This window comes from Ferrovibrio sp. GW821-FHT12D07 (assembly GCF_058807275.1).
In genome coordinates this window covers 1-1191 of record NZ_JBXAQN010000005.1, presented here as the reverse complement: position 1 = coordinate 1191, position 1191 = coordinate 1, and the positions used below count along the sequence as shown (strand labels likewise).

Annotated in this window: 1 protein-coding gene; it reads left to right on the top strand. The window is 63.7% G+C overall.

Going from position 1 to position 1191, the window contains the following annotated elements; all coding sequences use genetic code 11:
• On the top strand, positions 1 to 1191 hold the full coding sequence (tuf, locus tag AC1RRE_RS19990) for an elongation factor Tu (protein ID WP_492983803.1): 1191 nt from the start codon (positions 1 to 3) through the stop codon (positions 1189 to 1191).

Here is a 1191-nt window from a genome sequence, read left to right as displayed (position 1 = left end):
ATGGCCAAGGCAAAGTTTGAGCGTAACAAGCCGCACTGCAACATTGGGACGATTGGTCACGTTGACCATGGCAAGACCTCATTGACGGCAGCGATCACGAAGGTGCTGGCTGAAAGCGGCGGCGCGTCGTTCACGGCCTATGACCAGATCGACAAGGCGCCGGAAGAGAAGGCGCGCGGCATCACGATCTCGACCAGCCATGTCGAGTACGAGACGGCCAATCGCCACTACGCCCACGTCGACTGCCCCGGCCACGCTGACTATGTGAAGAACATGATCACCGGCGCCGCCCAGATGGACGGCGCGATCCTGGTGGTGTCGGCCGCTGACGGCCCGATGCCGCAGACGCGCGAGCACATCCTGCTGGCCCGCCAGGTCGGCGTGCCGTCGCTGGTGGTGTTCATGAACAAGTGCGACATGGTGGACGACGCCGAACTGCTCGACCTGGTCGAGCTGGAAGTGCGCGAGCTGCTGTCGAAGTATGATTTCCCGGGCGACGACATCCCGATCGTGCGCGGTTCGGCGCTGGCCGCCCTGGAAGACAGCAACAAGGAACTCGGCCACGACGCCATCCTGAAGCTGATGGCCGAAGTCGACCGCTACATCCCGCAGCCGGAGCGTCCGAAGGACAAGCCGTTCCTGATGCCGGTGGAAGACGTGTTCTCGATCTCGGGCCGTGGCACGGTTGTGACCGGTCGTATCGAGCGCGGCATCATCAAGGTCGGTGAGGAAGTCGAGATCGTCGGCCTGAAGGCGACGGTGAAGACGACGGTGACCGGCGTTGAAATGTTCCGCAAGCTGCTGGACAGCGGCGAGGCTGGCGACAACGTCGGCGCGCTGCTGCGCGGCGTGCAGCGTGAGGACGTTGAGCGCGGCCAGGTTCTGGCCAAGCCGGGTTCGATCACCCCGCACACCAAGTTCAAGGCCGAAGCCTACATCCTGACCAAGGAAGAGGGCGGCCGTCATACCCCGTTCTTCACCAACTACCGTCCGCAGTTCTACTTCCGCACCACCGACGTGACCGGTGTTGTGGCCCTGCCGGCCGGTGTCGAGATGGTGATGCCGGGCGACAACATCGCCATGGAAGTCGAGCTGATTGCGCCGATCGCCATGGATGAAGGTCTGCGCTTCGCCATCCGCGAAGGCGGCCGCACCGTCGGTGCAGGCGTCGTCGCCAAGGTCATCGCGTAA